Annotated in this window: 24 protein-coding genes; 5 read left to right on the forward strand and 19 right to left on the reverse strand. The window is 61.8% G+C overall.

All coding sequences use genetic code 11. From position 1 onward, the window contains the following. Positions 1–6 precede the first annotated feature (6 nt). From DES43_RS18195 to DES43_RS18285, 19 genes are all read right to left on the reverse strand, one after another. Positions 7–1,041: a C45 family autoproteolytic acyltransferase/hydrolase gene (locus DES43_RS18195; RefSeq protein WP_035032149.1), complete on the reverse strand. Its 1,035-nt coding sequence runs from the start codon at positions 1,039–1,041 to the stop codon at positions 7–9. Then, a complete protein-coding gene (locus DES43_RS18200) occupies positions 1,038–2,030 on the reverse strand; it encodes an ABC transporter ATP-binding protein (RefSeq protein ID WP_035032153.1) in 993 nt (330 codons plus the stop codon). The genes DES43_RS18195 and DES43_RS18200 overlap by 4 nt, the downstream gene beginning before the upstream one ends. Continuing rightward, positions 2,027–3,124 carry an ABC transporter ATP-binding protein gene (locus tag DES43_RS18205; protein WP_342585405.1) on the reverse strand — a complete coding sequence of 366 codons (1,098 nt, stop codon included), beginning with the start codon at positions 3,122–3,124 and terminating at the stop codon, positions 2,027–2,029. Before DES43_RS18205 ends, DES43_RS18200 begins: the two co-directional genes overlap by 4 nt. Next, positions 3,019–3,876: an ABC transporter permease gene (locus DES43_RS18210; RefSeq protein WP_245514599.1), complete on the reverse strand. Its 858-nt coding sequence runs from the start codon at positions 3,874–3,876 to the stop codon at positions 3,019–3,021. The genes DES43_RS18205 and DES43_RS18210 overlap by 106 nt, the downstream gene beginning before the upstream one ends. A gap of 35 nt (positions 3,877–3,911) precedes the next feature. Next, positions 3,912–4,919, reverse strand: coding sequence for an ABC transporter permease (locus DES43_RS18215; RefSeq protein ID WP_035032158.1), 1,008 nt, complete (start codon positions 4,917–4,919; stop codon positions 3,912–3,914). Between the two features lie 98 nt (positions 4,920–5,017). Next, positions 5,018–6,553: an ABC transporter substrate-binding protein gene (locus tag DES43_RS18220; protein ID WP_035032161.1), complete on the reverse strand. Its 1,536-nt coding sequence runs from the start codon at positions 6,551–6,553 to the stop codon at positions 5,018–5,020. Positions 6,554–6,772: 219 nt separating this feature from the next. Then, positions 6,773–8,056 (reverse strand): RNA polymerase factor sigma-54, encoded by a 1,284-nt coding sequence (locus tag DES43_RS18225; protein WP_051520804.1) that lies wholly within the window; start codon positions 8,054–8,056, stop codon positions 6,773–6,775. Between the two features lie 132 nt (positions 8,057–8,188). Then, positions 8,189–8,530, reverse strand: coding sequence for a DUF4387 domain-containing protein (locus DES43_RS18230; RefSeq protein WP_035032164.1), 342 nt, complete (start codon positions 8,528–8,530; stop codon positions 8,189–8,191). A gap of 9 nt (positions 8,531–8,539) precedes the next feature. Further along, positions 8,540–9,898, reverse strand: a complete 1,359-nt coding sequence (locus tag DES43_RS18235; protein ID WP_035032166.1) for an acyclic terpene utilization AtuA family protein — start codon at positions 9,896–9,898, stop codon at positions 8,540–8,542. A gap of 269 nt (positions 9,899–10,167) precedes the next feature. Beyond that, positions 10,168–10,959 carry an HpcH/HpaI aldolase/citrate lyase family protein gene (locus DES43_RS18240; protein WP_035032168.1) on the reverse strand — a complete coding sequence of 264 codons (792 nt, stop codon included), beginning with the start codon at positions 10,957–10,959 and terminating at the stop codon, positions 10,168–10,170. Next, positions 10,953–11,795 carry an HTD2 family dehydratase gene (locus DES43_RS18245; protein WP_035032170.1) on the reverse strand — a complete coding sequence of 281 codons (843 nt, stop codon included), beginning with the start codon at positions 11,793–11,795 and terminating at the stop codon, positions 10,953–10,955. Before DES43_RS18245 ends, DES43_RS18240 begins: the two co-directional genes overlap by 7 nt. 20 nt (positions 11,796–11,815) lie before the next feature. Further along, complete coding sequence (locus tag DES43_RS18250) at positions 11,816–12,979, reverse strand: acyl-CoA dehydrogenase family protein (protein ID WP_035032172.1); 1,164 nt, start codon at positions 12,977–12,979, stop codon at positions 11,816–11,818. Positions 12,980–13,012: 33 nt separating this feature from the next. Further along, positions 13,013–13,651 carry a glutathione S-transferase N-terminal domain-containing protein gene (locus DES43_RS18255; protein WP_035032176.1) on the reverse strand — a complete coding sequence of 213 codons (639 nt, stop codon included), beginning with the start codon at positions 13,649–13,651 and terminating at the stop codon, positions 13,013–13,015. Positions 13,652–13,663: 12 nt separating this feature from the next. Beyond that, entirely contained in the window at positions 13,664–14,914 is a 1,251-nt protein-coding gene (locus tag DES43_RS18260) for an acetyl-CoA hydrolase/transferase family protein (RefSeq protein ID WP_245264790.1), read from the reverse strand. Further along, positions 14,911–16,113 carry an acetyl-CoA C-acetyltransferase gene (locus DES43_RS18265; RefSeq protein ID WP_035032190.1) on the reverse strand — a complete coding sequence of 401 codons (1,203 nt, stop codon included), beginning with the start codon at positions 16,111–16,113 and terminating at the stop codon, positions 14,911–14,913. Before DES43_RS18265 ends, DES43_RS18260 begins: the two co-directional genes overlap by 4 nt. Then, entirely contained in the window at positions 16,110–17,024 is a 915-nt protein-coding gene (locus DES43_RS18270; RefSeq protein ID WP_035032193.1) for an MBL fold metallo-hydrolase, read from the reverse strand. The genes DES43_RS18265 and DES43_RS18270 overlap by 4 nt, the downstream gene beginning before the upstream one ends. 10 nt (positions 17,025–17,034) lie before the next feature. Continuing rightward, the gene (locus DES43_RS18275; protein WP_051520805.1) at positions 17,035–17,517 is read right to left on the reverse strand and encodes a nuclear transport factor 2 family protein; all 483 of its coding nucleotides are present in this window, start codon (positions 17,515–17,517) and stop codon (positions 17,035–17,037) included. A 20-nt stretch (positions 17,518–17,537) separates the two neighbouring features. Further along, positions 17,538–18,197 (reverse strand): 3-oxoacid CoA-transferase subunit B, encoded by a 660-nt coding sequence (locus tag DES43_RS18280; protein WP_035032196.1) that lies wholly within the window; start codon positions 18,195–18,197, stop codon positions 17,538–17,540. 19 nt (positions 18,198–18,216) lie between these two features. After that, positions 18,217–18,894, reverse strand: coding sequence for a 3-oxoacid CoA-transferase subunit A (locus tag DES43_RS18285; protein ID WP_198027573.1), 678 nt, complete (start codon positions 18,892–18,894; stop codon positions 18,217–18,219). A 210-nt stretch (positions 18,895–19,104) separates the two neighbouring features. Here DES43_RS18285 and DES43_RS18290 point away from each other — a divergent pair, with 210 nt between their 5' ends. The 5 genes from DES43_RS18290 to DES43_RS18310 all read left to right on the forward strand — a co-directional run bounded on the left by DES43_RS18290 (position 19,105) and on the right by DES43_RS18310 (position 24,660). Then, entirely contained in the window at positions 19,105–19,920 is an 816-nt protein-coding gene (locus DES43_RS18290) for an IclR family transcriptional regulator domain-containing protein (RefSeq protein ID WP_035032199.1), read from the forward strand. A gap of 233 nt (positions 19,921–20,153) precedes the next feature. Then, positions 20,154–21,311 carry an ABC transporter substrate-binding protein gene (locus DES43_RS18295; protein ID WP_035032202.1) on the forward strand — a complete coding sequence of 386 codons (1,158 nt, stop codon included), beginning with the start codon at positions 20,154–20,156 and terminating at the stop codon, positions 21,309–21,311. 60 nt (positions 21,312–21,371) lie between these two features. Beyond that, entirely contained in the window at positions 21,372–22,238 is an 867-nt protein-coding gene (locus DES43_RS18300; RefSeq protein WP_035032204.1) for a branched-chain amino acid ABC transporter permease, read from the forward strand. An 11-nt stretch (positions 22,239–22,249) separates the two neighbouring features. Then, positions 22,250–23,953 carry a branched-chain amino acid ABC transporter ATP-binding protein/permease gene (locus DES43_RS18305; protein ID WP_133675906.1) on the forward strand — a complete coding sequence of 568 codons (1,704 nt, stop codon included), beginning with the start codon at positions 22,250–22,252 and terminating at the stop codon, positions 23,951–23,953. Next, a complete protein-coding gene (locus DES43_RS18310) occupies positions 23,950–24,660 on the forward strand; it encodes an ABC transporter ATP-binding protein (RefSeq protein WP_051520806.1) in 711 nt (236 codons plus the stop codon). The genes DES43_RS18305 and DES43_RS18310 overlap by 4 nt, the downstream gene beginning before the upstream one ends. Positions 24,661–24,777 lie beyond the last annotated feature (117 nt).

The following is a 24,777-nucleotide window of genomic DNA, read 5'->3' on the forward strand; positions in this document are numbered from 1 at the left end:
TCATCCTCACAATTGCAGCTTCTGCCAGGGCGTGCAGCAGGGCGAACCGTCTGTCCACTCCAGCGTCAGTTCCCTTACCGAATAGACGGCGCAAGACAAGGTCACCGATGATCTGTGCTGGCACAAGCCCTCCTCGCCCGGGCCACCATGCGAAGACATCGTTGCACGCGCGCTCTTTATGTCCGGAGCGAGGGCGCCGTTATGCGTCATGCGCACAAGCTGATTGATGCGCCCGCGGCTGTTGAGGAGAGCTTCAGGCTTGGAAAAGCTGATGGATTGCTCCGCGGTTTCAGGCCGCAGATAGTGGTTGCTGCGCGCATGTGACAGACGTCCGGTTTCGATGACCGGCCCGGTCGACGCAAGCTCGATCGCCGCCGCCGCACCGGTTTTGTCAATGATTTCGAGCGTGCCCCCGCCACAATGGGGATGGTTGCGGATTTCAGCCAGCGTCTGCGCCAGATCGCTGCAACTGTCCAACAGATGTCCCATCAGCAGATAACGCAGCCAGCCGACACGATGATGGCGAACCGGCACATGGGTATCTGCCAGAGCCAGCCCTGCCCGGTTCATCCCGCTTGAATAGGCGGATGGCGCGATCAGACTGCCCAGCACCACCATCCCGCCGGTAGCGCCGTCGGCATGAATTTGCGCAATCTGAACCAGTTCCACAGGTCCGCCCAGATCCCGGTTCTTGATAACATAGGGACCATCGGCCGGGCTGTTGGCGGCAAGAGCGCTGCAACCGTCGTCGAGCGTGGCGTTGTTCTGCAAATCGGTCAGCGTGCCTGCATGCAGATGCAGCCAGATATCGTCCAGATCAAGCGCGAACCCGTCGGCAATTCCGTCCAGTTCCAGCATCTGAAGTGGCGCAATTGTCCGGTGAAACTCCATCTGGCTGCGCAGAAACGCCGTGGTATGGGCGTTTTCCAGGCCCAGCCCTCTGAGACGGGCAATGCGGGCAAGGAAGGATTCCCGCGCAAAAGCGGCACGGGGATGGCGGGACTGCAGCCGTCCCCTTTCAAAAAACCGATCCGGTGTCATAGCGTCAAAGCCTTATCAGAATGGTGGCAACGCACGGCGTGACCCTCCCCCAGATCCTGGCGTTCGGGAAGATGCGTCCTGCAAATATCGGTGGCCAAGGGGCAACGTGTGTGGAAAGCGCACCCCGAAGGCGGATTGAGGGGCGACGGCAGATCGCCCGAAAGCCTGATGCGCTTTTGACGCGCGGATCGGGCGACATGCGGCACCGCCGACATCAGAATGCGGGTGTAGGGATGCGCCGCGCAGCCGAGGATGCGTTCGGCGGGGCCCTCCTCCACAATCCTGCCGAGGTACATTACCGCGATCCGGTCGGCGAGATATCCGACGACCGAAATATCGTGGGAAATGAACAGATAAGTCAGCCCGAGATCCCGTTTCAGCTCTGTGAGCAGGGAAATGATCTGCGCCTGAATGGACACATCGAGCGCCGAAACAGGCTCATCGCAGACGATGAAATCCGGCCGTGCGATCAACGCGCGCGCAATGCCGATGCGCTGGCGCTGGCCACCGGAAAACTGATGCGGATACCGATCGAGCTGATTGCGCTTCAGGCCGGAACGCTCTGCAATTTCCTCCACCGCCTGCCGGGCGGCGTCATGGGAAGAAGCCAGCCCCTGCAGCACCAGCGGCAGGCCGATGATCTGCGCGACGGTCTTGCGCGGGTTCAGGCTGGCATAGGGGTCCTGAAAGATGATCTGCATGCGCGCGCGCATCTTCTTCAGCGCAGCGGGCGCAAGGGAAGTCACATCGACCCCGTCGAAATGAACCTTGCCGGACGTGGGTTCATGCAGGCGCAGCACCGCGCGGCCAAGCGTGGACTTGCCACAGCCGGATTCCCCGATGAGCCCGAGAACCTCACCGCGCTCAATCTTCATATCGACGCCATTGACGGCATGGACACCACCGAACCGTCGACGGCTCAGCCTTGCCAGCAGCCCCTGCGGCAGACTGAAAGTCTTGGTCAGGTTTTCAACCGTCAACAGGCTCATGCCAGCTCTCCATCACGGATGCAGCGTGTTTTGCGACCGGGAGCGATTTCCCGCATCATGACCGGCCGGGAGCAGGCGGGCACCGCATAGGCGCAACGCGAGCGGAACCGGCATTCATTGGTCACGTCACGCAGGTCCGGAACATTGCCCGGAATCGGGTTCAGGGACTGTCCGCGCAGTTCAGGCCGCGGGATCGAAGCCAGCAGCGCGCGTGTATAAGGATGGCGGCATTGTTCGATGATTTCAGAGGTCTCGCCTTCTTCCACCACCTGCCCGGCATACATCACCATCACCCGGTCGCAGTGCTCGGCAACAATGCCCAGATCGTGGGTGATGAACACGACGCTCATGCCAAGTTCACGCCGCAGGTCACTTATGAGGTCCAGAACCTGCGCCTGAATCGTTACGTCCAGCGCCGTCGTCGGCTCATCCGCGATCAGCAGTTTCGGCCGGCAAGCCAGCGCAATGGCAATCATGATGCGCTGCCGCATCCCCCCGGAGAACTCATGGGGATATTGCTGCAGGCGCGCCTCTGGCGAGGGAATGCCGACAAGGCGCAGCATCTCGACCGAGCGGTCCCTGATCGCCCGTTTGCGGGCGGGCCCAAACACCGGAAGGTCGTCCAGATGGGCTTCCATCATCTCGGCCAGTTGCTCGTCGATCCGCAAGGAAGGGTTCAGGGCTGTCAGCGCGTCCTGCATGGTCATTGCAATTTCACGGCCACGGACGAGACGCAGCTCCTCCGCCGACATTGCCCGCAGATCCCGGCCCATGAACCGGATTTCACCTTCCTCAATCCGGCCGTTGGCGCGAACCAGCCCCATTACCGAAGCGAAGGTAACGCTTTTACCGGAGCCGCTTTCGCCGACAACGCCCAGACATTCGCCTTCGTTCAGAGTGAGGCTCACACCGTCGACGGCGGTGACCGGCCCCGCACGCGTGCTGAACGTCGTCTTCAGGGCGTTTACCTCAAGAAGCACCCGCTTTTTCATTCGGCAAACCTCGGATCGAAAGCGTCGCGCAGCCCCTGGCTTGCCACATTGATCGCAAGCACCAGCGCCAGGATGGCGAGACCGGGGAAGGTCGACACCCACCAGGCCTCCATGATAAATTCACGCCCGCCCGCAACCATTTCACCCCAGCTTGCCGTGGGCGGCTGCACACCGAGGCCAAGGAATGACAGCGAAGCTTCCATGATGATCACATTGGCCATGCGCACGGTGGAGATCACGGTGACAGCAGACAGGATGTTGGGAAGAATTTCGCGCAACATGATGTGGCCGGACGAAGCGCCGACAGCACGCGCCGCCTCGACATATTCCTGCTCGCGCGCGGCCAGCGTCTCGCCCCGTACCACGCGACAGGGAATGACCCATTCCTTGTAGACAAGCGCCAGAACGATGTTGACCAGTCCCGGCCCCATCATCGCCATCAGGCCGATGGCGAAGATAAGATAGGGGAACCCGAGCAGAATATCGACGATGCGGGAGATGACGACATCGACCCAGCCGCGCAGATAGCCTGCGGCGAGGCCGGCAAGTATGCCGATGACCGTCGCGAACAGAACAACCGCAGCGCCAATGAAGATGGAAATGCGCGAACCATAGATCAGCCGAGAGAGAATATCGCGTCCGAGCGCGTCGCAACCCAGAATATAGGCCCAGTCGCCGCCTTCCTTCCACACCGGCGGCTGCAACCGCCGGAACAGATCCGTATCATTGGGGTCGTGCGGTGCGATGATCGGTGCGATGATCGCCATCGCCACGAACAGCACCACAACGGCACTCGCAAACAGTGCCGATTTATTGGCGCAGAAGACCCGGAGGTTCTGGCGCCAGATCGGCAACCCTGGGGCCCCTGCCGTCGAAGAAGCAATCACGGTCATAGCTTCACCCGCGGATTGAGCAGCGTGTAGAGAATGTCCGCGATGAAGTTCAGAAGCACATAGGTAACCGCGTAAAGCAGCACCGCGGCCTGAACGAGCGGATAGTTCCGCACGAAAATACTTTCGACCACCAGCCGGCCAAGACCGGGCCAGCCAAAGATCGTCTCCACGATCATGTTTCCGCCTAGCAACGAACCGGTCTCGATGGCCGCGACCGAGACTGTCGGAATCAGCGCATTCTTGAGCGCATGGCGGAAGAAGATGCGACGTGGCTTCAAGCCCTTTGCATTTGCGAATGTCACATAATCCTGCTGCAGCACCTCCAGCATTGAGGTGCGCGTAACCCGCATAAGTATCGCAGCCATCGGCAGCCCAAGGGTCACGGCCGGCAAGGCGATGTAGCGCAGGGTTTCCCCGAAGGCCGCGAAGTTCCGGTGCAGCAGCGTGTCGATCAGCATGAAGCCGGTAATGGGGTCCACTTCATGAGAGAACCCGATGCGGCCCGCGACCGGGAAAAGCTGCAGGTTCACCGCAAAGATCATGATCAGCAGAATTCCCAGCCAGAAACCCGGCATGGAAACACCAACCAGCGAAAACAGCGTCGCAATGCGATCGAATATCGTGTTTTTCCTGATCGCCGCCAGAACGCCCAGAGGTATCGACGTGACCAGCGCGACGATCAGCGCCACGAGGCTGAGCTCGATTGTGGCCGGCAGCCGTTCCCCAATGACTTCCGCAACGGGGCGGCGGTGATAGAAACTCGTCCCGAAATTTCCGGTCACGGCATCGGCAAGGAAGCTAGCGAAGCGCTGCAGAAGCGGCTGGTTGAGGCCCAGATCGCGGCGCAGCGTTTCAATCTGTTCCGGTGTAGCGGCGTGCTCTCCGATGATGAGAGCGACGGGATCTCCGGGGGTCATCGCCAGCATCATGAAGGCAATGAAGCTGACCCCGAGGAGCACAGGCGCCAGTTGAAGCAGGCGCTGGAAAAACTTGGCAGGATTCATCCTGGGCTTTCGGCTGCAAATCGAACGGATCGGAAGGGTGAATGGCAGATCCGGTCGCCCCGCTCCGCGTCAGGAACGGCACGACCGGGCCATGCTGTCTACTTCAGGCAGACATCATGCAGCAGGATGCGGCTGTCGGCGGAAGGATGGAAACCCTCCACGCGCTTCGACACGCCGTAGATGTCACGCGGAACCCACAGATAGACATAGGGTTGGTCTGCAACGATCGTCATTTCCGCCCGATGATACATCTCGGCACGCTTGCCGGCGTCCATTTCGATGGCTGCCGCGGCCAGCAGCTTGTCCAGCTCCGGATTGGAGTATCCAGCCGAATTGCCGCGGTCGTTGGTCGCATGCGTCGGGGCGAAGATGTCGAACGGATCGAGCGAGCCGTTGCCCCAGCTCGAAAGCCACATGTCGCCGGACTTGGGGCCACCAGCCGTGCGCCACTTCTGGGTCAGCATGGTTGTTTCGCTGATCGCCACGGATGTGCGGAACCCCGCGCGGGTGAGCATCGAGGCTATAGCTTCCGCCATGTCGCGATAGGCGCCTTCGGCATCCAGGGTGATATCGATGCCGTCCGGATAGCCGGCTTCCGCCAGCAACGCCCTGGCCTTTTCGACATCGTACCCGACCTGCGGCAGTTCACTGGCGCCGAACGCGTCGGGCGAGAGGATGCCTTCGATGCGTGCAGCCGAACCGCCGAGGATCTTGTCGATCAGAAGGTCCTTGTTGACGGCATGCGCCGCAGCCTGGCGCACCCTTATGTCGTCGAAGATTTCGCCCTGCATGTTCATGGCAAGGAAGAAGCTGCGCGTGCCGTTCACCTCCACCACATCGGCCACGCCGGAGGCCTGGATCTGACGGATCGAGGAATTGGGAAGCTCGTTGATGATATGAACGTCACCGGAAAGCAGGGCCGCAACGCGGGACGCGGTTTCGGGGATAGTGCGGAAAATGGCGCGGTCCACGCAAGCGCGCCCCACCGGCGGCACTTCAGGGGAACCGCCGAAATAGTCATCGAAACGATTCAGGATCAGCGCCTCGCCCCGGCGCCATTCGCCCAGACTGAACGGCCCGGATCCCATTGCCTGCGTTGCCATGCCCGCAGTGCCGTTCTTCTCTACAAATGCCTTGGAGACGATTTGCTGATTGGGCAACATCGCCGGCAGGATTGGCCAGGGTTCCGAAAGATTGAAACGAACCGTATTGGCATCGACCAGTTCCACGCCCGTCACCGGGCCCAACAATCCTTGTCGGGGCGATGTCTGACCATCACCCATCGCGCCTTCCTTCAAAATCCGCTCGAAGGTGAAGCGTACGTCCTCTGCCGTCAGATCGCTGCCGTCGTGAAACCTGATTCCCTTGCGTATCCTGAAGTCGTAAATGGTAGGAGAAACCTGCTCATAGCTTTCCGCGATTTCGGGCACCAGCTTCATGCTGGCATCGCGCGTGAGAAGGCCTTCATAGACATTGCGCAAAAGCGTTTCGGTTTCGCGGTTCCGGTGATTGGCCGGATCAAGCGTTTCGCCTTCCTTCGAAAAGCCGATAATAAGGTCCTGTGCAAATGTCGGCGAAATTGCGCTCCCAAGCGCGATCATCGATGCCAGCATCAGATGTTTAAAGGTTCCCATGGGCCACTCCCTCCGCAGCGTTTCCTGAATTTGAATTTTTTTCGGCTGTTATTGGTCTCTGCCCAGATTGATAAGCCGGTTCCATGCCACATCCGAAAATGCCGCCCGAGAGCGCCAAACTGCGTTGAAGCGGCCGTTTTTGGGAGCGATCAAAGCTGTGCGTGCGTGAAATTTTCCCGCATGCATGGTAAAACTTCACGCATACAGTGATACATGCTTTCAGCCGTTTTGTCTCACGGAGACGCTCTCGATACCCAGCGCCGCACGATATTTGGCAACGGTGCGCCGGGCCAGCACAATGCCATCCTGGCGCAGCCGGGCAGCGAGGTCGCGATCACTGAGCGGATTTTCCGAATCCTCGTGAGAAATAAGGTTCTTGAGGCGAGCCATTACAGCTTGCGGAGCGTGGCCGGCCTCCGGGGTGCCCGAAACCCCCTGAAGCGGCGGGCCGAAAAGGGCATCGAAGCTGTACATTGCCATGGGTGTCTGGATCAGGCGATGGCGCAACGCACGCCCCACTGTCGTCTCGTGCAAATCCAGTTCCTGCGCCAGCGCACGGCGCGTCATCGGCCTGAGTGCAACAAGCCCGCCTTCCAGAAGCGCCGACTGGTTGGCGCAGAACCATTCGGCAATCCGCAGAAGCGTGCTTTCACGGAACGCAACAACACCCCGCAGGGCAGACATCTCGGCTTCGGCCGATTTGTCGATGCTGCGCCATTCGCAACGCAAACGGGGATTGAGCGCCGCGCGCCACGCGCCATTCACCTTGCGCAGAATCACATCGGGCTCCGGCAGCGGCGCCTCATCGCCAAAGCGCAGGCCGGGCTTCGGGTCGAAACCGCGTATCTGCCTGAACCGCCGCATCACCTCTTCCGCGGAAGTTCCTGCAATGGCGGCTATGCGATCCACCCTTCCTGAGGCAAGCAACGGCAGATTCTCCAGAACGGCTTCCATGACCGGGTCCAGCAATTCCTGGTCGCGCGCCTGCAAGATCAGACATTCACTGAGATTGCGCGCGAACAGCCCGGCCGGCTCCATTTCCTGCAAGCGCGCCAGCACGCGGTCGTAATGGTCATTCGTCTTCCATGGCAGAAGCGCGCGCAAAGTTGCATCGTCGGTTTCAAGCCATCCGGTCGGGGCCAGATGACCTGCCAGATCCAGCGCAAGCGACCTGTCGTCACGAGAAGAAAACAACAGGCCGATCTGCTCGAAGACATGGCCCTGCAAGCCATTGTTGCGGGCGACGGCCATTTCGCCGGCCAGCCCGTTACCTGCCGGCACCTCGCCCGGCCGCAGGGCTTTGCGGGCGGGAAACAGCCGCTCGATGCAATAGGCTTGCGACGGTCTCATCTCGACATCCGGGCGCGCGTCGAAAATCTGCATCAGGTGCGCTTCGAGGGCGAAGGCATCCAGCGTGACCAGTTCGATCTGGCCGCGCATTGCCGGCGTCATCGCCAGCCTGCGTTTCTGAACCTGCGCGAGGCCTGACTGAAGTGATGCCATATCGTCAAATCCACAGCTCATTTCATCGAAGCAGGTTAGGCCGTCCTGTCAACACGGAAACCGGCATGGCAAAGGCCCGCACCCCTTACCGGGACATGCGGGCCAGCGCGTCATGCGGGCTGATATGTCAGGTCAGGCCGTAAGGTCGACCTCGACATCGAGGAACGGCGCATATTGCTGCGAGCCGAAGATATCGGGATCGCCTGCACATCCTGAGGGACGCGGCCTGAGGATCGTGAACTTGATCGCATAGGCCGGATCATACTCGACGAAATCCGTTATGCGGCCCTCATCGATGCTCAGGATATCCGCCACAGTCTTGCGTGTGAGCACCTGCGCGCGCTTAACCAGTTCGTAAGTTTCACTCTCGCGGAAGATGATGTCAAAAGTGATCTTGTCCGTGCCGGCATTTTTGGACCGGATCGTCTTGGCAAGCTCGGTCAGCTTTTTGACGGTATTGCTCTTGGTATTCATCTTGATGCCTCAGCCGATGATCGCGGAATGCGTCGGGAAAAGTTCCAGCGGGTCATCAACCGCCATGGTGTGGTTGAGTGTCCACCGATAGGCAGGCGTTGCCTGCAAAACCTCGTCGAGCGGGAAGGAAACGCCACCGGCAGAGCCTTTGACCTCGGGCAGACGGGCGTAGAACAGCTGGCGCGTTCCAGCCACAGTCACCTCTTCCGCCATCTCCCTGGTAGGGGCGACGCCCTGCACCATGATCGCAAGTTCATGCGCCGGCTTGTCCCGGTTGGGTTCCATGGGTCCCATCACGCCGTCCCGGCCATAGACCGTGTAGTGCAGTTCCCAGCCATCCTTGCCGAAACGCGCTTCAGTCTGGCCGCGCGCCCATTCAATCACCTTGTCGATGTTGGCGATGGTGTAGGGATCGCGAATGCCTGCTATGCCCACATAACGCTCACCCACCTTGCCCGAGCCCTCCAGCTTGACGCGGAATTCTTCGGCTGGAACGAACTTCATCCCCGAGACGCTGGTGGTGCGATCGTCAGCCTGCTCATAGCGACAGTCCGTCATATCCAGAAGGCCACCGGCCACATATTCGTGGAAGGGATTGGAGCGTTCATACATGGCATGTCCGGCGACCGACGCCACCGTGCAGCGCTGATAGGGAGCCATGGCGGTGACGAGCACCTTGTCACCCTCGATTGTGCCTTCGACGGTTTCCTTCGCACCATAAGGTTCGGCGCAGAAAGACGCGCATTCGAGCACCTTGCCAAGATAGTAGGCCTGCGCCTCACCATGCCCCTTGAACAGAGCCGCCGAAGCAAAGATCGCACTGTCGGAACAACGCCCGCCGATGATGACGTCGCACCCCTCTTCCAACAGCTTCAGGAAGGGATGAACGCCGGCCATGGCAACAATGCGGTCCGTCGCGTCAAGTTCGGATTCGGTCAGGTCGGAACGGGCATCCAGCCCCTTCACGGCGGAGCCGGAGCGAATCTTCCCGCGAACATATTCCTTGCTGACTTCGGAATAGAACCAGCCGAGCCTGAAGGGCGGCAGGTCGTGCTTTCCGGCCAGTCCGCGAATGATCTCGACATACATGTCGACCCGGGAGTTGGTACCCGTGTCTCCCGCGGATCCGATCAGCATCGGCACGCCAAGCTTGCGCGCAGCAAGCAGCATGTGTTCAAGGTCGTGCTCCTGCCATGCGCGCGGCGACGCGCAAACGTCGTGGCCGAGCGGAACGGGACCGATATCGTCGGACCCAGAGTCGGCAGCAATGAAGTCGGGTTTGCCGGCAACCCCAAGCTCGAAGCTTCCCGTCATCATCGGCGCAAAGCCGAGATGACCGTTTGGACAGATAATGCGGATACTGGACATGCAGGCCTCAATCAGTTGGTCTGCAAACCATAAAGCTAGTTCTGTGCCATTCCGATTTGGCCGCCAATGCACGGTTCATGCAAGCTAAGCCGGCCACGGCCGACGACATTCACGCAAGAGCGTGCAATTTTCACGCAGCCACACCTTCACGGCTGCCACGAAGCCAGAGCGGCTGCGATGGACGAACCTGCCCAAAAAAAACCGCCAGCATGAACTTCCGGAAGTTCACGCTGGCGGGAACGGAAGGATGCGGAAAGACAGATGAAGCCTCAGCAAGAAGCGGCTGCGAGGATGGCGCGGGCGCGGCTGCGCACCGGTTCGTCGACCATCATACCATCTACCGCGGCAGCACCGTCGCCGGAGGCGAGCACGCGGCGCGCCCATTCGGTCTCTTCCGGGGTCGGAAGGAAAGCTTCGCGGACCGGGCCGGTCTGCCGCGGGTGAATGCACAGCTTTCCCGACATGCCAAGCTTGCGCGCATGGCGGGCATCATCGCGGGCCTGCTCCGGACTGTCTATGCGCAGCGTCACCCCGTCAAGCGGCGGCGCGATCCCGGCAAGGCGGGAAGCCAGAACCAGCTCGCAGCGCGCAGGAAGCAACGCCTCCGCTTCGTGGGCACAGCCAATGTCGGCGCAGAAATCCACGGAACCTAATGCCAGCCGCGCCACCCCGCAGGCGGCGACAGCGCGCGCTCCGGCCAGCCCCCGCGCCGTTTCCACCAGCGCGATCAGCGGTGTCGCGCCAAGCTCCGCCGCGATCTCCGCAACCGTGCCGGCATCCTCGGCCTTGGGCAGGATCACACCTGCAAAGCCATGGCCGCGCACGGCTGAAAGATCGGCGTCGAACCACTGCGTGTTGACCGGATTGATGCGCACGAGAACCGGCATATGCGTGAAATGCGGGTTGATAAGGCTGCGCGCCGCATCCTTGTCCGCCAGCGCCACCGCATCTTCCAGGTCGAGGATGATGGCATCGGCGCCACTGCCGGCTGCCCTGGAATAGCGTTCAGGCCGGCTGGCCGGAACGAACAGCGGCGCGCAGATGGCGCCGACCGTCACCATTGGACACGGGCTTCCATCGCCACCGGACCTGCGGGGGTACAGGTCCACAGCAGCATTTCATCACCCTCCCATCGGGCGTTCAGCATCATGTCGCCGGTGCTGTAGAGGGACGACAAGGCCCGCACCCCGATCCGCGCCGGCCGCTTTCCGGCCAGTTCCTGCGCAAACCGCGCAAGCAGGGTTGCCTGTAGCGGACCATGAACGACGAGCCCCGGATAGCCTTCGACACCCGTCGCATAAGGCAGATCGTAATGGATGCGATGACCGTTGAAGGTGAGAGCCGAATAGCGGAAGAGCAGGGGCGGCGTGGGCGTAACGGTTCGCACATGCTCCCCTTTCTCCGCAGCCATCGCCTGCGCCTGCGCCTGCGGGGAAGGTGCCGCAGCATTGTCCCTGTAAACGATTGTCTGCCGCTCGTTCAGCACCGGAATACCGCCGCTGACATAGGCGTGGTCGAGCGTGACGAAGCATAATATGCCGGACCGGCCCTGCTTGACCTCGACATCGGTCACGCGCGAGCGGCGCTCCACCATATCGCCGATGCGGATATCGCCGGTGAACTCCAGCGTGCTTGCGGCCCACATGCGGCGCGGCAGCGGAACCGGCGGCATGAACCCGCCCCGTGGCGGGTGCCCATCCTCTCCAAGAGCGGAACTGAGCGCAGCCAGCTGCCCCAGGCAATAGTGGATCATGACAGGGGCGGCTGCACCGGTTGCGCTGTCACCCTGACCATCGAGCGTGGCCTCGAACCGTTCAGCCAGACCTGAGGTCAGGATCTCGCCTGCGACTTCCTCACTGCCGATCCAGCCCTTGAGATGATCGATGTCGAGTTGCATATGTCGCCTCCTTCGGCTGCTCAGAAGCTTCTGGGCAGGCCCAGAACGTGTTCCGCCACATAGCTGAGGATGAGATTGGTGGAGATGGGCGCGACCTGATAAAGCCGCGTCTCGCGGAATTTGCGCTCCACATCATATTCGCAGGCGAAGCCGAAGCCGCCGTGGAACTGCAGGCAGGCATTTGCCGCTTCCCAGCTTGCCTTGGCGGCCAGATATTTCGCCATGTTGGCCTGCGCGCCGCAATCCTGATTGCTGTCGTAGAGCCGGCACGCCTCGAACCGCATCAGGTTTGCCGCCTCGACCTCGATGAAAGCCTCCGCAATGGGGAACTGGACGCCCTGGTTCTGGCCGATGGCCCTCCCGAAAACGCGGCGCTCGCTGACATAGCCGGTCACCCTGTCGGTGAACCAGTAGCCGTCGCCGATGCACTCGGCGGCTATCAGCGTGCGCTCTGCATTGAGGCCCGTGAGAATATAGCGGAACCCTTTTCCCTCCTCGCCGATCAGGTTTTCCTCGGGAAGCTCCAGCTCGTCGAAGAAGATCTCGTTGGTTTCATGATTGACCATGTTGGCAATGGGGCGCACCTCCATGCCTTTCTTCATGGCTTCCCTGATGTCGACGACGAAGATCGACATGCCGTCCGACTTCTTCTTCACGTCGGCAAGGGGCGTCGTGCGGGCAAGAAGGATCATGAGATCGGAATGCTGGACGCGGCTTATCCAGACCTTCTGACCGTTGACGACCCATCTGCCGTCCTTCCTGACGGCAGTGGTTTTAAGCTGCGTGGTATCGGTTCCGGTGGTGGGTTCGGTCACCGCCATGGACTGGAGACGCAGCTCTCCCGTCGCGATCTTCGGAAGATAACGCTGACGCTGTTCCTCCGAGCCATGGCGAACAAGCGTATTCATATTGTACATCTGGCCATGGCAGGCACCGGAGTTGCCACCGGAGCGGTTGATCTCCTCCATGATGACGCTCGCCTCGGTCAGGCCGAGACCCGAGCCGCCATACTCTTCCGGGATGAGAGCGGCCAGCCAGCCAGCCTTAGTCAGCGCATCCACGAACGCTTCCGGGTAGGCGCGTTCCTCATCGACCCTGCGGTGATATTCATCGGGAAACTCCGCACACAGCGAGCGCACGGCGTCACGGATATCCTGGTACTGATCAGACTGGCTGGTGGGCATGGATTTCGCTTCGCTTGAGAACAACGGGGCGGTTTATGCAGCCGGCCGGGGGTCGTCCCGGAACCCGGTGGCAATGACGGAAGGCCGCTGGCAAAAACCTTCGTGCCATGCCGCAAGACGCGGTCGGGAGGCCGGCCAGTTGTCGTCCGCAAAACGGAAGTTCAGGTAGCAAAGCGCCACTCCGATGCTCAGATGGCCGACATCGAACGGACGCCCGGCAATCGCATCGACATTCGCTTCCAGCCAGTCCAGCGCGCTGAAAAGCTTGCGCCGGTTGGCGGCAATCAGCTGTTCGCTCTGCTGTTGCGCCGGGCGCATCCGCGTTTCGATCAGCAGTGTCAGGGCAATGTCGAGGATGCCGGAACCGGTCGCTTCGTCGCGCAGGGCGATCAGGCGCGCCTGCGGATCGGCAGGAAACAGCACAGGGCCGCTGGTGCCGGTCATGTCTGCCCACTCGCATATGACGCGCGAATCCCAGATAGGCTCAGCATCGTCGCGCTCGAGCGTCGGGATCTTGGACAGCGGGTTGATCTCCATCAGCCCCTCGTGTGGAACCATGGGATCGGCGGCCGTGCGAACCGTCTGCACGGCGCCGTCCAGCCCCTTTTCATGCAGTGCAACCATGGCCTTGCGCACATATGGAGATCTTGGCGACCAGTGAAGCGTGGGCATGATGTTCCTCCTTCAGGGATTGGCCGCATCCAATGCGGCGCGGTGTTCGGGAGCCGCGATGTCGATCATCCGCCGCCGCCGCTCGCGGAGCGTGCAGCCGCGCAGATCCGCAATGCCATGTTCGGTCACGATGATGCCGGCGTCGCTGCGCGCGGTCGAAACCGGGCCGGAAAGCTGCGCCACGATGCGCGACTGCCCGGTTTTCGAGACGATCGACGGCAGCGCGATAACGGGCAGGCCGCCTCTGGAAAGGGCAGCCGCGCGCATGAAATCGCCCGCCGCACCGACGGCGCCAAGGTAGGTGGCGTCGGCAACCTCGGCATTGATCTGGCCGGTCAGATCGACCTCGATCGCAGAATTGATCGCGGTGAAGCGCTCCTGCGCCGCCAACCTTGCCGGGTCATGGGTGTAGGAAGTCGGCGCAAGACACAGCGTGCGGTTGCCCTGCGCCCAGCGCCAGCTTTCCGGCCCGCCCATGACGGCGCCGGTGACCGTCACCCCAATATCCATGCTCTTGCGCGCATTGGTGATGACGCCCGCTTCAGCCAGCCTCGCCACGCCATCGCCAACCGTTCCGGAGTGGACGCCAAGATCGCGATGCGCGCCAAGGGCGTCCATAATCGAGTCGGGAAGATTGCCGATGCCCATCTGCAAGGTCGCGCCATCCTCGACCAGCCCGGCAATGCGTTGCGCGATCTTCGCGGTAACGCAATCCGGGGGGCTGACCGGCATGGCAGGCAGGGGGCGCGAACTCCTGACGATATAGTCGATCTGTCCGGGATGAACGGTGCAGGAGCCGAAGGTAGCCGGCATGAGGCTGTTCACCTGCGCCACCACGACGCGCGCACGCCCGACAAGATCGGCGATATATTCCGCACAAAGGCCGACCGGGTAGGTGCCGTCAGATCCGGCGGGAGGAAGGTGCAGCAGCAGCAGATCGACCGGGCTCAGGGCATCGGCGAACTGGCGGTAGGTCAGCGGCAGGATGTCGAGCTTTCCCGCCTGCGCAAGCTTCCGGTTTCGCGCGCCGCCCGTATAGGAAATGAACGAAACGCAATCGGCATGTTCCGGCGCGACACTGTCAGACAGCACGAGGCCGACGCCCGCGCGGAACCCACCAACCTCGTGCCGGGCGGCCATCAGCGCTTCTGTCAGCGTCAGCGGCTCGGCGGCGGCCTGTCCCCACACCACCATGCCGCCCCGCGGCAGCAGTGCAGGCCAGTCGATATCGCCGGCTTCGAGTATTTGCGGGCCAGCCTTCACGCGCCGGCCCGTTCAAAAATCGCGGCGATGCCCTGACCGCCGCCGATGCACATGGTTTCGAGGCCGAAGCGGCCTGCGCGCCGGTTCAGCTCGTGGATGAGCGTCGTGGCGATGCGCATTCCGGTCGCACCCACCGGATGCCCCAGAGAAATGCCGGAGCCGTGCGGATTGAGGCGGTCCGGATCGTTCCATCCCCAGCCCTTCAGCACGGCCAGAACCTGAGCGGCGAAGGCCTCGTTCACTTCCACCACGCTCATGTCGTCGAACGACAGGCCGGTGCGGGCAAACAGCTTCTGCACCGCGGGCACGGGGCCGATGCCCATCGTCGCCGGTTCGCAGCCGGCCACCGCCCAGCCATGCAGCCATGCCATCGGTTCAAGCCCAAGTTCGGAAAGCTTGTCCCCGGCAACGACGAGGCAGGCGGAAGCAGCGTCATTTTGCTGTGCGGCGTTGCCCGCCGTCACGGTTCCGCCCGGCACGATCGTGCGCAAACCCGCCAGCGTTTCGGCTGTGGTCCCGGGCCTGACGCCTTCGTCCCGGCTTAGAACCTGCGGATTCCCCTTGCGCTGCGGCACGGACACCGGAACGACTTCCGCATCGAACACGCCATTTTCCCACGACGACGCCGCACGCTGCTGGCTGCGCGCGGCATAGGCGTCGGCTTCCTCGCGCGTGATGGAATAGTCACGCGCCAGATTTTCGGCCGTCTCGATCATTCCGGAAATCTTTCCGAAACGCCATTCGGGCTGGGAGCGTTCGCGACCTCTGTCGAGCCGGTCGTAGAGGCGCGTGCTGCCCGCACGGCTGCCCCAGCGCATGTCGGTGGTGTAGTATTCGATGTTGGACATGGATTCGACACCGCCGGCCATCACCACGTCGGCAGCGCCGGTCTGAACCATCATCGCCGCGGTGAGCAGCGCCTGCAGGCCACCGCCGCAGCGCCGGTCGAGCTGCATGCCCGAAACGGAAATCGGAAAATCCGCCTCCAGAGCAATCCACCGCCCGATGCACGGTGCCTCGGAGTTCGCATAGGACTGGGCAAACACCACATCGTCGATGCGGCCGGGGTCGATGCCGGCGCGCTCCACGACCGCCTTTGCAATCAGCGCACCCAGCTTCTCTGCCGGAAGCGGCCGCAGAGCGCCCCCGAATGCACCGACGGGAGTGCGTAGCGGCATGACAATGGCGGCGCGCCTCATGCCCGCGGCTCCGGCAGTTCAAATGCCGGCCAATCGGCATTCCGGAACCTGTAGCCCCCCGTGCTGCGCACAATATAGCCACAGCAGGGCTCACCGAAATGCATGGGCATGATGAGCGTTCCCTTGTCCGCCGCATCGGCAAGAACGCGCGCGCGGGTCTGCCGCGCCAGTTCGGGAAGAGCGCAATAGGCCGTGTTCAGCTCGGGATAGACGATCTGCAACGGGGAATGGAACACATCCGCGCAAAACAGCCCCTCTTCGCCATCCGCCATCAGGCGATAGCTGAGCATGCCCGCCGTGTGGCCGGGGACTGGCTCGACATTGAGGCAGTCAAGAATGAAGCCGGCATCGTCAGGCACCATATCGGCAAGTCCGGCATCGACGACAGGCATCACGCTGTCGGCCCAGCTGTCGTCCATCACCGCATCCGGCGCCTTCCGGAGCGCCTGCTCGAAATGCCTGAAATCGGTCTGCGGGATCAGATAGCGCGCATTGAGGAAGGTCGGCACCCATTTGCCGCCATCAAGAATCGTGTTCCAGCCGGTATGGTCCATATGCATATGGGTCTGAAGGACGTGGGTTACCCGGGACCGCTCGGCACCGGCGGCGGTCAGCCACTCCAGAACCCTGTTGTTCAGGCGGTTCATGCGCGCGGTGGCGCGGGGCTTGTCGTTGCCCACGCCCGTGTCGATCAGGATGATCTTGTCATCGATTTCAACAACCCAGATCTGAATGGTTACGATCAGGCGGTTCATCGACGGGATATAGTGGTGAGGCGCCAGCCATTTGGCTTCGCCATCGAGCTTTTCCCGCGGCAGATCCGGAAACAGAGATGCCGGATCATGAGTAGGGGCCGCATATTCCAGAATGCGTGAAACGCGCGCCCTGCCGATTTTTCGGGACTGGATCATGCGCTTCTCCTCACGCCTGCGCGGCCAACGGCTTGCCCTCAGGCGTGATGTATTGCGGCTTGCCGACGAAGCCTTCCGAAAGGGGGGCGAAATAGTAGAAGGTGATCTTGCGTTTCCGGAATTTCCACAGCCCGTTTTCGCGCCGCAGCTCATCGTCGTAATGGCCGGCCGAAACGTAGGAGACGCCCTTCTTCACCGACAGGTACTGCATGGATATACGGCCGGTTGCCGTGTCATCCTGCAAATCAACCGTCGCATTGGTGCAGAAGTGCCAGAAATTCTCGGCAAGGCTCTCCACGGTGGTGCTGAAGAAGCGATGCACGGCCTCACGGCCTGTCACATGGGCGAGGCCCTGAAATTCACCGTCATCGGTGAACAGGTCCGCCAGCGCATCCCAGTCGCGCGCATCCAGCACATGGCAATAGCGTCCGCGCAGTTCGGAAATCGCCTGCCGGTCCTCGACCGCGCGCAGCCTTGCTTCAAAATCGCTCATTCGATCCTCCCATCACCGGCTCAGGCTTCAGGCATATGCAGCGTTGCGCCGGTCATTGCCTGCAACTGCTCCAATGTCATTCCTGCGATCATTTCAGCAACCACAAAGCCGCGCGCGGTCACGTCTATCACGGCCAGGTCCGTGTAGATGCGGTCTACAGACGCCTGTGCTGTCAGCGGATATGTGCAGTCGCGCACCAGCCGCGGCTCGCCTTCCCTGGTCAGATGGTTCATGGCCACCCACACGCGGCGCGTTCCCACAGACAGGTCCATCGCGCCGCCCACGGCCGGGGCCGTGTCGTTCTCGGAAGTCGCCCAGTTGGCGATGTCGCCATTTTCCGCCACCTGATATGCGCCCAGAACGCACAGGTCGAGGTGCCCGCCCCGGATCATGGCGAAGCTGTCTGCATGATGGAAGTAGGACCCGCCCGGGCGCAGCGTGACATATTGCTTGCCCGCATTGATGAGCCATGGATCGATGTCGGCATCGGCCGGGGCAGGCCCGATGCCGAGCAGGCCGTTCTCGGCGTGAAAGACGACTTCGCGTCCTTCGGGAACCTCGTCTGCAACCAGAGTCGGCACGCCGATGCCAAGGTTGACATACCAGCCATTGGGAATGTCGCTGGCGATGCGGGCTGCGATCTCACGACGCGAAAGTGGGGTCCAGATTCTTGTATCCATGATGGGATGTCGCTTTCCGTCAGAGCCGGGGGGAGCCGTATTCGATATGAACCACCCGGTCGACGAAGATGCCCGGGGTCACGATCGTCTCGGGGTCGAGGGTGCCGAGCGGCTCCAGATGCTGGGTCTGGGCAATGGTCATGCGCGCGGCCATTGCGCAAACCGGATTGAAGTTCCGCCCGGCAGCGCGATAGGTCAGATTTCCCCAGCGGTCCGCCTTCCATGCTTCGATAAGCGCAACGTCGCCGGACAGGGCTTCTTCCAGAACGCAGTCGCGGCCATCGAAATGGCGCACTTCCTTGCCCGCAGCGAGCCGGGTGCCAGCGCCAGTCGGGGTATAAAAGGCCGGCACACCGGCGCCGGCAGCGCGCATCCGTTCCGCGAGCGTGCCTTGCGGAACAAGCTCAAGCTCAATGCGCCCGGCCCGGTAAAGCTCCTCGAAGACCGTGGAGCCGACGATGCGCGGATAGCTGCAGATCAGCTTGCGGATACGGCCTTCCTTCAGCAGACGGGCAAGGCCCACCTGGCCATAGCCGGCATTGTTGGCGACGACCGTCAGATCCCTGATGCCGGTTTCCAGAACGCCTTCGATGAGGTGCGTGGCCTGACCGACCGCGCCGAAGCCGCCCAGCAGAAAGGTCGCGCCATCTGCGACGCCGGAGAGCGCCTCAGCAACAGTCTCAACAGTCTTGTCGATCACCTCGACGCCTCCCTGCAACGCCTGAAACGGACAATAGTTCGTATAGCGAACTTATGTCCGTAATACGAAGGCTATTTGCCGCTGTCAAGCAGACGAATGTCCGTGGAGCGGACTTGCTGTCGCCAAATCGCAAGGTTTCGCGTATCACGGGCGCATGAGATGCGGCGCCCCTGGATAAACAGGCGAAAGATACAGAAGAGGGTTGAGATGACCGAGAAGCAACCGGACGGCGGCAGGACGGCGGGCGCGGAGAGGACGACGGACTTTGTGGAGGCCCTCGCCCGGGGTGTGCGCGTGCTTGAGTGCTTCACCTTCGATCAGGCCGAGAGCCAGCGCGGCCGCATGACGCTGACCGAAGTCGGCAAGCTGACCAACCTGACGCGCGGGACCGCCCGACGGCTTCTGCTGACGCTGAAGGAGATGCACTATGTCGATTCGGACGGCAAGTTTTTCTGGCTGACACCGCGCGTGCTGCGGCTGGCCGAGGGCTTCCGCATGCCAATCGGGCTTGGGGACCGGACGCTGGCCCTGTTGCAGGGGCTCACCAGAACAATCAACGAATCCGCCTCCATCGCCATTCTGGAAGGGGACTCCGTCGTCTATATCGAGCGTGTCGAAGTCCGGCGGATCTATTCGTCCAGAATCGTCAACGGCACCCGGCTTCCCGCCGCATGCAGTTCGATCGGCCGCGTGCTTCTGGCAAGCCTGCCTCCCGAGCAGCTGGACAACTGGCTGGAGAGCTATCCTCTCGAACAGATGACCACGAAAACCATCGTCGACCCGGCAAAGTTCCGGGAAGAACTGGCCCGCATCCGCGCGCAGGGCTACGCCATCATCGACGAGGAACTGGAACTGGGCATCCGCTCCATCGCCGTGCCCATCGGCACGTCTTTTGGCCGCGTTGTCGCGGCGATGAACGCTTCAACCTCGATTGCGCGGCATTCGGTCGAGGACCTGCAAAAGATCTTCCTGCCCGAACTTCTCAGGACAGCCGAAGAACTGTCGCGCAGCATGGACTGGTAGCAGCACCCGCCCCCCGCTGTTTCCGCACCCCATTTCCAGAACGCGGCGCCTTCAACTTGCCCGCAGGTGCCGCGGCTTTCCGGCCGCAAGCATGGCATCGGCAGCTTTCGGCCCGCCGTGACCCTGCGCCTTCGGCTATCTCCGCAGCACCGTTTGCCATGTTGCTCACATCAATTCAGTCTGCTATACGGACGTATGTCCGCTATACGGACTTTCTATCTGGGGAGGATACAATGCGTAAGTTTCTGACCGCGGCCATTGCGGCTGCAGCGATATTCATGGCGGGTCCGGCCACGGCACAGGAGCCACCGAAAGACCCCGAGGTGTTCCGCTTCGGCGCAATCCTTGCGATGAGCGGCAAGGGCGACTGGTATGGAAAGGTGATGAGCCGCGCAGTGCTGCTGGCGGTCGATGAGATCAATGCCAGGGGCGGCGTGGATGGCATCCCGCTGGAAGCGGTGATCGAGGATCACAAGAGCGGGGTTGCCAAGGAAGGCGTCTCGGCAATGACGCGCCTCATCAACATCAGCGGGGTGCAGGCGGTTCTCACTTCATTCTCGCCGCCGACGCAGGCCATCGCCCCCATTGCCGATCAGCAGGGAATTCTGGTTCTCAATGGCGGCGGAACCAGCATGGCGCTGCTGGGCCTGACGGATATGATGTTCCACAACCGCACGCTGGCTTCCGATCTGGCCATCGCCGCCGCCATGCGCGCGGAGGAGCTTGGCCTCGGCAACATGGCGCAGCTCGCCTGGAAGAACGATGCCGGCGAAAGCATGATCGCGGCGGCGGACCCCTTCTGGGAAAAGGCTGGCAAATCCATCGTCGCGACCGAATATATGGAAATCGGTGCCGCGAACATCGATACGCAGGTCGCCAAGATCCGTGTTTCGAACCCCGACTGGGTGGCGCTGTGGACCTTCTCGCCGGAGACCGGGCTCGCCCTGAAGAAACTGCGCGAATTCGGCGTCAAGGTTCCGCTTATCGGCGTCGAATATACAGGCGACGTGAAGGAACTCGCCGGCGCATCCGCCGAAGGCTATGAATATGCCACGGACTTCTTCGCGCCATCTGCTGAAAATCCGTGGTCGGAACAGTTTGCGAAAGCCTATCGGGAACGTTACGGCGAAGAGCCGGAGTTCTACGCGGCCAACTACTATGAGAACGTCTACGTTCTGGCGGAAGCGATCCGCCGCGCGCGCGCGGAAGGCGGCGCCTACTGGAACGGCCGCAAGCTGGCGGAGGTCATTCGCAAGTCGCCGACGTTCCCGAGCGTCTATGCAAAGGAAATGACCTATCAGGACAACAATGTCGCCCTGAAACAGGTCGGTGTTTTCCGTATCGAAAACGGCGAGCCCACGTTCCAGAAATTCATCGACCTGAACCGCTGAACCTTTCGGCCGCCTCTCCCGGGACGGGCCAGCCTCGTCCCGCTTCAATGGTAGGGACCCATGGACCTCTTCCTGCAACTTCTCGTCAACGGCTTCATCAACGGAAGTAACTACGCCTTGCTGGGGATCGGTTTCGGCCTGATCTTCTCGACCACCGGCATCGTGCATTTCGCCTATGGCTCGGTCTATACGTTCGCGGCCTATGTGGCATGGTTTCTCGCCACGAGCTTCGGACTGGCGCTTCTGCCGAGCATGGCCGGCGCCATCGTTGCAGCCGTTTTACTTGGGGTTGCCTGCTACACGTTGCTGTACCGTCCGCTGGAACTGCGGCGCGCGCCTCCGCTGATACCGCTGATCGCCTCGCTTGGCCTCAACATCATGCTGGAAAACCTCAACGCGATCATCTTCGGATCGGGCGTCAGGAGCGCAAATTTCGCCTCCGAGGTCTATTTCGCGGGGCCCGTGTTCTTCACCTCGGTCCATATCTGGCAGGTTGTGTCCTGCATCGCGGTGGTTGCCGCGCTGGTGGTGTTCCTGCGCAAGACACGCTACGGCCGCGCCATTCTGGCCATGACCGATGACCCCAACATGGCAAGGGTGGTGGGCATCGACACGAAGAAGGTTTCCTACATCGTCTTTGCGCTGGGCTCGGCCATCTCGGCTGTGGCGGCCACGCTGACCCTGATGAAGGACGGCGCCTCCACGCATATGGGCTTCATCGCCGTGTTCATGGGGTTCGTTGCGGTCATCGTGGGCGGCGTCGGCTCGCTCAGGGGCGTCATTGCCGGCGGGTTTCTGCTCGGCATCGTTGAAAGCCTCGGCCTGTGGAAGATTTCCACCGAATGGCAGAGCTCGATCGCCTTCATCGTCCTGTTCATCATGATCATGCTGCGGCCGCAGGGCCTGTTCAGCATCGCGCGTCGCTGAGGTTAGCGAGCATGGAATATATCTATCACATCGCGGTGCTGTTCTGCCTCTATGGCATCCTCACCATCTCGTTCAACCTGCTGGTCGGTTTCACCGGCATGTTTGCCCTCTCCCACGCCGCGCTCTATGCAATCGGCGCCTACACCACCGCCATTCTGGCCACCGATTTCGGCATCCCGTTTCCACTGGACATGATTGCGTCGGTTCTCGTTGCCGCCGTGATTTCGGCGGTCATCGCCCTGCCGGCGCTGAGGGTGACGGGCCACTACCTGGTCATCGTCTCGCTCGCCCTGCAGATCATCGTTCTTCAGGTGATCCTCAACTGGAAATCGCTGACGCGCGGCAGTGACGGGATTTCGGGCGTGCCCAGCTACAATGCCTTCGGCTTTGCAATCACTTCGCCGGACCGCTTCCTGATCGTGGCGCTGATCGCGCTGGCAGCCTGCTACTGGTTCACCCACCGGCTGGTGCGCTCGCCTTTCGGGCGCGGGCTGCGCGCCATGCGCGAAAACGAGTCGGCCGCGCAGGCAGTCGGTCTCAACATCCTTTACATGAAGCTGTCGACCTTCGCCATTTCGGCGGCTCTGGCTGCCGTGGCGGGCTCGCTCTTCGCGCGCTATTTCCGCTATGTCGGCGTCGACAGCTTCACCATCAACGAAACCATCTATGTGCTGGCCATGGTCATTCTTGGCGGCATGGGCAATCTGCGCGGCTCGCTGGTCGGCGCGGCCATTCTTGTCGCTCTTCCCGAACTGCTGAAATTCGTGCCCCTGCCCGTCGATATCGCGGACAAGATCCGCCTGATCCTCTATGGCCTCGTGCTGATGCTGATCTTGCTGGTGCGCCCGCAAGGGCTGCTTCCCGAACCTCGGGGACGCAAGGCCATGCTGGTTTCCGTCGAGGATGAAAGCGGACCTTCCGACGCTGGAAAGCTTCTCGACGGCGAAGGCGGGCGCCAGGGCGGGGTGGTGCTTCAGGGCAGCAACCTGCGCAAGCAGTTCTCCGGCGTGACGGCGATCAAGGATTTCTCGATTGCGCTCAAACGCGGCCAGATCACGGGCCTTCTCGGCCCGAACGGTGCAGGCAAGACGACGGCATTCAACCTGCTGACCGGATTCCTGAAACCGACGGATGGCGTGATCACGCTGAACGGCAGGAGCATCGCGGACCGCAAACCGCATGAGCTGGTGTCGGCGGGCGTGGCGCGGTCCTTCCAGGATCTGCGGCTGTTCACCAACATGACGGTCATCGAAAACGTCATTGTCGCGCTTCCCGACCAGAGCGGCCGGCGCTGGCCCAACCTCTTCCTGCATCCGGCACGCATACGCGCCGAAGAACGCGCCAACGCCGCAAGGGCAATGGAAATCCTTCGCTTCGTCGAACTGGAAAACAAGGCCCACGAAACCGCCGCCGACCTCTCCTACGCGGAGGAAAAGCTGCTGGTCGTCGCCCGTCTCCTGGCCACCGGCGCGGAGGTCCTGCTCTTCGACGAACCGATGTCGGGCCTCGACCAGACCACGCTTGCGGATATTTTCCCGGTGCTGCGCCGTCTGGCGGAACACGGGAAGGTCGTTTGCATCATCGAACACAATCTCGATGTCATCAAGGAACTCTGCGACGAGGTTTATTTCCTCGACGAGGGACGAACCATGGCTGTCGGCACGCCCGACGCGCTGATGAATGACCCCGAACTCGCGGAAAGGTACTTCAAATGAGCGGGCCAATTCTCGAAGTGAAGGGGCTGGTTGCCGGCTACGGCAAGAAGCGCGCCGTGCACGGTGTGGACCTGACGCTGAACAAGGGCGAAACGCTGCTGGTGCTGGGCCACAACGGCGCCGGCAAGACGACCCTGATGCAGTCGGTTTTCGGGCTGAACCCGCCGATGGCGGGGCAGGTTTTCTATGAAGGCCGCGATGTGACGGCGCGCAACCCTGCCCTCAACGTTGCCGATGGACTCGCCTTCGTGCCGCAGGGCCACGCTATATTCTCCAGCCTGACGGTGCGCGACAATCTTGAACTCGGCGCATTCGTGGAAACCGACCGGGCGCGCATCCAGAAGCATCTGGACGATGTGTTTTCCATGTTCCCGATCCTGAAGGAGCGCGAGAAACAGATCGCCGGCACCTTTTCAGGTGGTCAGAAGCAGATGCTCGCCATCGGCATGGCGCTGATGCACGGGCCGCGCGTGCTCATCCTCGACGAACCGTCGATCGGCCTTGCCCCCAATCTGGTCGACCGGGTGATGAAGTCGGTGGAGGAAATCAAGCGACGGTTCGACGCCTCGATCATCATCGTGGAGCAGAATGTGAAATATTCGCTCCCGGTCGCCGACAGGGTGGTGGTTCTGAAAACCGGTGGCGTCATCTATGAAGGCGCCCCTGAACCGCTCATGGACCACCAGAAGCTGATCGAACTCTTCTAGGGCAGCTTCAGCAGCGGCGACAAAACATGGCGTCAGAGCGTTTCCGCGATCAGGACTGAAGCGGAAATGCTCTCATCCCTGTTGTCGGCCATGACAGGGAACAGAATTACGCCTGTG

This window comes from Aquamicrobium defluvii, from assembly GCF_004363725.1.
Taxonomy (GTDB): Bacteria; Pseudomonadota; Alphaproteobacteria; order Rhizobiales; family Rhizobiaceae; genus Mesorhizobium; species Mesorhizobium defluvii.

Bases quoted from the DNA above. Each gene is read 5' to 3' on its own strand.
- DES43_RS18195 (WP_035032149.1), bottom strand. From the start codon at position 1,041: ATGACACCGGATCGGTTTTTTGAAAGGGGACGGCTGCAGTCCCGCCAT.
- DES43_RS18200 (WP_035032153.1), bottom strand. From the start codon at position 2,030: ATGAGCCTGTTGACGGTTGAAAACCTGACCAAGACTTTCAGTCTGCCG.
- DES43_RS18215 (WP_035032158.1), bottom strand. From the start codon at position 4,919: ATGAATCCTGCCAAGTTTTTCCAGCGCCTGCTTCAACTGGCGCCTGTG.
- DES43_RS18220 (WP_035032161.1), bottom strand. From the start codon at position 6,553: ATGGGAACCTTTAAACATCTGATGCTGGCATCGATGATCGCGCTTGGG.
- DES43_RS18225 (WP_051520804.1), bottom strand. From the start codon at position 8,056: ATGGCATCACTTCAGTCAGGCCTCGCGCAGGTTCAGAAACGCAGGCTG.
- DES43_RS18230 (WP_035032164.1), bottom strand. From the start codon at position 8,530: ATGAATACCAAGAGCAATACCGTCAAAAAGCTGACCGAGCTTGCCAAG.
- DES43_RS18235 (WP_035032166.1), bottom strand. From the start codon at position 9,898: ATGTCCAGTATCCGCATTATCTGTCCAAACGGTCATCTCGGCTTTGCG.
- DES43_RS18240 (WP_035032168.1), bottom strand. From the start codon at position 10,959: ATGGTGACGGTCGGCGCCATCTGCGCGCCGCTGTTCGTTCCGGCCAGC.
- DES43_RS18245 (WP_035032170.1), bottom strand. From the start codon at position 11,795: ATGCAACTCGACATCGATCATCTCAAGGGCTGGATCGGCAGTGAGGAA.
- DES43_RS18250 (WP_035032172.1), bottom strand. From the start codon at position 12,979: ATGCCCACCAGCCAGTCTGATCAGTACCAGGATATCCGTGACGCCGTG.
- DES43_RS18255 (WP_035032176.1), bottom strand. From the start codon at position 13,651: ATGCCCACGCTTCACTGGTCGCCAAGATCTCCATATGTGCGCAAGGCC.
- DES43_RS18265 (WP_035032190.1), bottom strand. From the start codon at position 16,113: ATGAGGCGCGCCGCCATTGTCATGCCGCTACGCACTCCCGTCGGTGCA.
- DES43_RS18270 (WP_035032193.1), bottom strand. From the start codon at position 17,024: ATGATCCAGTCCCGAAAAATCGGCAGGGCGCGCGTTTCACGCATTCTG.
- DES43_RS18275 (WP_051520805.1), bottom strand. From the start codon at position 17,517: ATGAGCGATTTTGAAGCAAGGCTGCGCGCGGTCGAGGACCGGCAGGCG.
- DES43_RS18280 (WP_035032196.1), bottom strand. From the start codon at position 18,197: ATGGATACAAGAATCTGGACCCCACTTTCGCGTCGTGAGATCGCAGCC.
- DES43_RS18290 (WP_035032199.1), top strand. From the start codon at position 19,105: ATGACCGAGAAGCAACCGGACGGCGGCAGGACGGCGGGCGCGGAGAGG.
- DES43_RS18295 (WP_035032202.1), top strand. From the start codon at position 20,154: ATGCGTAAGTTTCTGACCGCGGCCATTGCGGCTGCAGCGATATTCATG.
- DES43_RS18300 (WP_035032204.1), top strand. From the start codon at position 21,372: ATGGACCTCTTCCTGCAACTTCTCGTCAACGGCTTCATCAACGGAAGT.
- DES43_RS18305 (WP_133675906.1), top strand. From the start codon at position 22,250: ATGGAATATATCTATCACATCGCGGTGCTGTTCTGCCTCTATGGCATC.
- DES43_RS18310 (WP_051520806.1), top strand. From the start codon at position 23,950: ATGAGCGGGCCAATTCTCGAAGTGAAGGGGCTGGTTGCCGGCTACGGC.